This is a genomic window from Pedobacter aquatilis (assembly GCF_030409415.1).
Taxonomy (GTDB): domain Bacteria; phylum Bacteroidota; class Bacteroidia; order Sphingobacteriales; family Sphingobacteriaceae; genus Pedobacter; species Pedobacter aquatilis.
On sequence record NZ_JAUFPW010000029.1, the window covers coordinates 160,530 to 167,046 of the forward strand.

The following is a 6,517-nucleotide window of genomic DNA, read 5'->3' on the forward strand; positions in this document are numbered from 1 at the left end:
AAATTAAATACCAGGCTCTGCAATTTGCTGGGATGTGCAAATTTAAGTTAGAGGCCTTGTTTCAAGCTAAATATTCACGAAACTATAGTCATAATATTTTGTGAATATAAAGAGTTGTCTGAATTTTTGACTTATTAAATTATTAGTCAAAATTTTTGATTCTATAAGTTATGCCTTTATTATTATCATCTAAGGGAAAATGAGATTATTTTATACTCGGCAGAATTCATTACGATCTTACCGATATTGGCCAATAATTCAGGTGATCAGATCTTTATGGCGTAGAAAGAGGCTGTTTATCTATTATTGCGCTGCTAATCTTCGCTTTAAAATATTGGGCAAGATCTTTTTCATTATTCATTATATCTACAAACTCGCTCAGGTCTGTAAGCACCAATATAGCCTTTCCGGTTAAAGCTTCTTTAGCAGCAATAATACCGGAGTCAGTGTAGCCAGATGCAGAAATAAAAATTCCTTTCGCACTGGTTCTATGATATATCCTACCCACGTGGGCGAATATGTCGTCAGGCCCGATTTTATCTTTTTTCCACTTCATTTCTACAAGGTAGATCTGGTTGTCTATTTCTACCACCCCGTCTATCTGCTCAATGATGTCAGCTCGGTCTAGAATTCTACTTTTAAATGGTCTGAATTTTGGGAAGTGCACACAGCAACCAGTCCTTTTGCTTTGTAAACATCATTTTCCCAGCAATTAGAAAATGATTCAAATTCCACGACTCTCCTTAACAACTCTCTCCTGGAACATATATAAGCATCGTTCTTTTCATTGAGCCTGGTGATCATTATTCTGCATATTTCATACTTATTAATGCTGTCTTTATCCATGTCTAACCTATTGGACAAATCGCTGTACATACTTTCTGCAACACCTGCACCCCTGAAAAATAATAATACTGCCTTCTTTGATCTGCATAACAGAGGGATCGTTTCGATCAATAATTCGAATAGTTCAGGTGGATAATGAAATGAATCGGTTTGTTCCATACAGCGTTAATAAATTAAGAGCGACTAAAATAAGTAATTATGATAATCTTATCCTAAACATACAGGGTAAAATTAAATATTCAAATAGCAAATTGTAATCGGTTTTGGCCGTTTCCCTACGAGACCGGGGCTTTCCGCTATATCTTTCTTTCAGAAGGATGCCGCTTCAATCCCACTAACGGTTTTTATTGATTGCCCGACAAGCCACGCTTTTCCTCCTGTTTCTGTCCCTTCACCGCATGCCCTTTCTTTTCGATTACTAACAGTTACTGCTGATTGCCATAAGTACTGATTATTCTTTTGGCTGACATTTTTTTTAAAGCAGGCGGGGAAAAGTACAGCTAAGGTAGTGTCCCCCTGAGCCCAGATAAAGGCAATACTTGATACTATGATGCAACAAGCTATTTGGGCATCCGTCAAGGAAATACAATAAGGCTAAGATGGAAAGGACCGGTATTTACCAATTCCTTTAGCGAAGGGAATATATCGATGGACATTAGAGGGGCTTGCTTTAATAATTTTGTTACTAAAATACAACAGATATTTACGAATATAACCTAAATGACTTACGTTTTTGGGGTTAGTCAATTTGGAAAGAAATAAAATATGAAAAGATTAAGGAGTAAAAATTCGAGGAAGAATAAAGAAAGCACACTGAAAGTATCTATGAGCCTAAGCTTCAATAAATCCGTCCAAACCTTCAACTAGCTATAATAAAATGTTAAAAGTCGCAAAAATGTATGCAGCTTTTAACATTCATTTCGAAAGCTAAATTAAAGTTTAGTAATACTGAACTGGTGTTTAAGCTTCCCCATGTCATGGCTAACCTTGATATCAAGAACTTTTGCATAATGCTGAGTAGTTTTTAAGGCAGTATGTCCGAGTATTTTGCTCACTGTTTCGATTGGAACCCCATTAGAAAGAGTTATTGTTGTTGCAAATGTATGCCTAGCCAGGTGAAATGTTAAATGTTTATCTATGCCACAAACATCCGCGATCTCTTTTAAGTAAGCGTTCATTTTCTGGTTGCTTAGTACTGGTAATACCAAACCTCTATTTTCGCATTCAGGATTGTCCTTATAACGATTTAATATTTCAAGAGCTTTGGGTAAGATTGGTATATGGGATGATGTACCAGTTTTTTTTCTCTTAGTAAATATCCATTTTTCGCCATCTACCCCTAGAGCAATTTCAGAACGTTTTAGTTTGTTAACATCGGCATAGGATAACCCTGTAAAGCAACAAAAAATGAAAACATCCTTAACTTGTTGTAGCCTTCCTATGGTAAATTCTTTAGCTATAATCTTATCGACTTCCTCTTGGGTTAAATAGGTGCGTGCTTTGGCTTTAGCTGTGGATTTATAGGCGATGAAGGGAGCCTGTTTTAACCAACCATTTACCAAACAATGGTTGACAATCTTTTTTAGGTGTTTGATATATTTCGCAGCAGAAACATCGCTACACTTACGATCTGCCCTTAAATAATGTTCAAAATTTTGGATAAAGGCATAATTCAATTCACTAATCTGGATATCATCTTGAGTATACTGTTTTCGAAGGAAATCTGTCAAATGTTTTTCAGAAGTAATGTAGCCTTTTAATGTATTGGCTTCAAAGCCGTTCCCGATTAATTCTTTTATCCTCGAATTATGTTCTGCAAATAACCTCATTAGGTATTTGCTTTTTGTGATTTGCCAGTAAACTGCGCCAGCAAACTCGCTGCTGTAACCTTTATCCCATCGTCGAGTAAAACCTGATGAGCTATTCTCATCTTGCTTTGCAGGCTATCAAGATAGCAGTTTAGGGTTCTGGCATCTTCCTTGGGGCCAATGGCACGCCCTGCCGAATTATTCCATTTTTCGCATTCGCATTCTCGGCCAACTGACATTTCTGCACGTTTACCATTAACTGTAATGCGCATATAAATGGCCCTTGGGCCTCCTTTGTAGACTTTTTGCTTTCTTAGATAATAAAGCAGATGGAAATTACCTTTCATAATAACTTACTTAGAGTGAAACAAAAGTAAGGCAGCAGCTTTTCCGCATCAAGATGTTTAATGGCTGAACATGTTGGTGTTCAGTTTGTTATTTGAGATTCGGTGCGTAGTATTTTCTATTTTAGATACGCACCGAAATACACACTTTTTTGTTGCGATTTGATGCATATTATAGGTTTTTGATATCAATAAAAAACCCTGCAAATGTTTGATTTGCAGGGTTTTGACATCATTTGACATTGATTTTGTAGCCCGTAGGGGAATCGAACCCCTGTTTCCAGAATGAAAATCTGGCGTCCTAACCCCTAGACGAACGGGCCATTTTCAAGTCTAAAGTTGAAAGTTTATATTGTAAGTTAAATCGAACTTACAACTTTTCACTTAAAACTTACCACTTTATTGGTAGCGGGGACACGACTCGAACGTGCGACCTTCGGGTTATGAGCCCGACGAGCTACCAACTGCTCCACCCCGCACTATATATGGGTTTTTAAGTTTGGTTTGAGCCCTTACGAGCGTACTCCCGAAACTTCGGGACTCCACCCCGCACTATATACAACTCGTTTCTGTTTGAATTAAATCCTTAACTCTGTTTCCGAATTGGAATGCAAAGATATAATTCGTTTCTTTGTACTGCAAATTTTTTTTAAAAAATATTTTAATGGCACATAAGGCAGGTTTTGTTAGTATAATAGGTAAACCAAATGTTGGTAAATCAACCCTAATGAATGTGCTTGTTGGCGAGCGACTTAGCATTATAACACCTAAGGCACAAACCACAAGACATCGTATTTTAGGTATTGTAAATGAAGAAGAATATCAGATTGTTTTTTCTGATACACCTGGTATTATTAAGCCAAAATACAGTTTGCAAGAGAGCATGATGAGCTTTGTAAACGGTTCTTTAACCGATGCCGATGTACTTTTGTTTGTAACAGATATTAACGAAGCGCATGATGAAGACGATGTTTTAGAAAAAATTCTAAATCGTAACATACCAACCATTGTTTTAATAAATAAAATAGATAAAGCCCTGCAAGAGCAGGTTGATGAAAAAATTGCTTATTGGCAGGAGAAGTTAAATCCTGTCGCTATTTATGCAATTTCAGCTTTGCATAATCACAATGTTGATGGCTTATTAGAGCGTGTTCTCGAAATGTTGCCAGAGCATCCGGCATATTACGACAAAGAAGATTTAACAGATCGCTCAGAGCGTTTCTTTATTTCCGAAATTATTAGAGAGAAAATTTTTCTAAACTACCAGAAAGAAATTCCTTACAGTACCGAAGTTATTGTGAAGAGTTTTAAGGATGAAGAAATGAAGAACGGTAAAGGTGCCATGGTTCGAATTACTGCAGAAATAGTAGTAGAACGCGATTCGCAAAAAAATATCTTAATCGGAACAGGTGGCAGTATGCTTAAGAAAGTTGGAACTGAGGCCCGTATCGAAGCTGAGAAATTCCTGGATACAAAAGTATTTCTAGAACTGTTTGTTAAAGTAATTCCAGATTGGAGAAGTAAAAAGAATTACTTAAAGAGCTTTGGTTACGATAATTAAGCGTACCTTTGCAGCCCGAAATAAGTCGGTTAGTTGTTGATAGTCAAATGGCTATTGATAAAAATTTTAGACATGTTTACTTTTGTAATGATACAATTTACAATCGTAAATCTACAATCGTAAATACAAATGAGTAATATTATCGCCATAGTAGGCAGGCCAAACGTAGGAAAAAGTACACTTTTTAACCGATTAACTGAAAGTCGTAAGGCTATTGTTGATGATATGAGTGGAGTAACCCGCGACAGACATTATGGCGTTGGCGAATGGACCGACAGACAATTTACTGTAATTGATACCGGTGGTTACGTTGCAAACTCTGAAGACGTTTACGAGGCGGCCATCCGTGAGCAGGTAATGATTGCCATTGAAGAAGCCAGTGTGCTTATTTTCATGGTTGATGTTACGACAGGTATTACCGATTTAGATGATGATATTGCTCAAGTATTGCGTAGAAGCAACAAACCGGTTTTTGTTTGCGCTAACAAAGTAGATAATACTGCTTTATATAATGAAGTTCACACCTTTTACGGTTTTGGTTTAGGTGAGGTTTATCCACTTTCATCAATGACAGGTTCTGGAACTGGAGAATTATTGGATGAAGTAATCAAAAACTTCGAAGATGTTCCTGAAGAGGAAAATCAATTGCCTAAAATTACCATTGCTGGTCGCCCGAATGTTGGTAAATCTTCTTTGGTAAATGCATTAATTGGTAAGGAGCGTAATATTGTAACCGCAAATGCAGGTACTACCCGCGATTCAATTAAAATTCATTACAACCAATTCGGTCATGAATTTATGTTAATTGATACAGCCGGATTGCGGAAAAAAACAAAGGTTAAAGAAAATCTGGAGTTCTATTCGGTAATGCGTACCATTAAAGCTTTAGAAGAGGCTGATGTAGTGGTATTAATGATTGATGCGCAAGAAGGTATCGAAAGTCAGGACATTAATATTTTCCACCTTGCCGAAAAGAATAAAAAAGGTTTGGTTATTTTGGTAAACAAGTGGGATTTAATTGAAAAGAACACTAAAACCATGAAGGTTTTTGAAGATGAAATTAGAGAGCGCATTAAACCTTTTACCGATGTGCCAATTATTTTCACTTCAGTTTTGAATAAGCAACGTATTTTTAAAGCTATTGAAGCAGCTTTAGATGTTTACAAAAACCGTAGTAAGAAAATCCCAACATCAAAATTGAATGATGTAATGTTGCCATTAATCGAGGCTTTCCCGCCACCGGCCCTAAAAGGTAAGCACATTAAAATTAAATACATCACTCAAATTAACGGAACGTCGCCAATGTTTGCGTTCTTCTGTAATTTGCCGCAGTATATTAAAGATCCGTACAAACGGTTTATTGAGAATAAATTAAGAGAGCACTTTGATTTTTCTGGTGTTCCCATTCAAATTTATTTTAGACAGAAGTAGAAAAAAGTTGAAAGTTCAAGGTTTAAAGTTGAAACTGTAGACTAAAAGTATAATTAGAAAAGCAGGGTTTGCATTCCATCGGAGAAAGCAGCCCTGCTTTTTGTTTCAATCTTTTTTTAGGTTCTGTCGTTTTCAGGTTAGAGGAATCTGTTTCATCGTTTGCTGTGGCAACATATTAAGGTCTTCTGCAAGCAAAAAAGTATTTCCACGGCAATCAGGTTTAATTATTATGGTTTTGCTCTGTAGAACTTGGCTAGTGTTTAGCGATTTAACCACCCCTTGCCCCTCCTAAATTAGGAGGGGAGTAGTAATAATTAGGGCAAATTTCTGCATTTAACTTATTGCCGTGGTTTAAACCCAAACTTAAATAATCCCACTAATCTTAGTTTGGCAATGTCCAGCTTCCCTCCTTATTTTCAAGAAGGGGTTGGGGCAATGTCATTAACTTAAGGCTCATATCGCTCTTTTGTAGTTGGTCCATGTTTGATATTTTCCTTTGGTTCTTTTACTTTTTACGATTCGCAAGA

At 36.6% G+C, this 6,517-nt stretch carries 6 protein-coding genes and 2 tRNA genes; 2 read left to right on the forward strand and 6 right to left on the reverse strand.

Features of this window, described 5'->3' with window-relative positions:
• Positions 1-274: 274 nt before the first annotated feature.
• The 6 genes from QWY86_RS12600 to QWY86_RS12625 form a co-directional block, all read right to left on the reverse strand.
• Entirely contained in the window at positions 275-667 is a 393-nt protein-coding gene (locus QWY86_RS12600; protein WP_353958919.1) for a restriction endonuclease, read from the reverse strand.
• Positions 625-1,005: a hypothetical protein gene (locus QWY86_RS12605; RefSeq protein WP_290242674.1), complete on the reverse strand. Its 381-nt coding sequence runs from the start codon at positions 1,003-1,005 to the stop codon at positions 625-627. Before QWY86_RS12605 ends, QWY86_RS12600 begins: the two co-directional genes overlap by 43 nt.
• A gap of 773 nt (positions 1,006-1,778) precedes the next feature.
• Positions 1,779-2,675 (reverse strand): site-specific integrase, encoded by an 897-nt coding sequence (locus QWY86_RS12610; protein ID WP_290242675.1) that lies wholly within the window; start codon positions 2,673-2,675, stop codon positions 1,779-1,781.
• Entirely contained in the window at positions 2,675-3,001 is a 327-nt protein-coding gene (locus tag QWY86_RS12615) for an Arm DNA-binding domain-containing protein (RefSeq protein ID WP_290242678.1), read from the reverse strand. The genes QWY86_RS12610 and QWY86_RS12615 overlap by 1 nt, the downstream gene beginning before the upstream one ends.
• A gap of 248 nt (positions 3,002-3,249) precedes the next feature.
• Positions 3,250-3,321: transfer RNA gene (locus tag QWY86_RS12620), tRNA-Glu, on the reverse strand.
• A gap of 80 nt (positions 3,322-3,401) precedes the next feature.
• Positions 3,402-3,477: transfer RNA gene (locus tag QWY86_RS12625), tRNA-Met, on the reverse strand.
• A gap of 185 nt (positions 3,478-3,662) precedes the next feature.
• Between QWY86_RS12625 and era the strand changes: the two genes are divergently transcribed.
• Complete coding sequence (era, locus tag QWY86_RS12630; protein ID WP_290242679.1) at positions 3,663-4,559, forward strand: GTPase Era; 897 nt, start codon at positions 3,663-3,665, stop codon at positions 4,557-4,559.
• Between the two features lie 129 nt (positions 4,560-4,688).
• A complete protein-coding gene (gene der / locus QWY86_RS12635) occupies positions 4,689-5,990 on the forward strand; it encodes a ribosome biogenesis GTPase Der (RefSeq protein WP_290242680.1) in 1,302 nt (433 codons plus the stop codon).
• Positions 5,991-6,517: the final 527 nt, after the last annotated feature.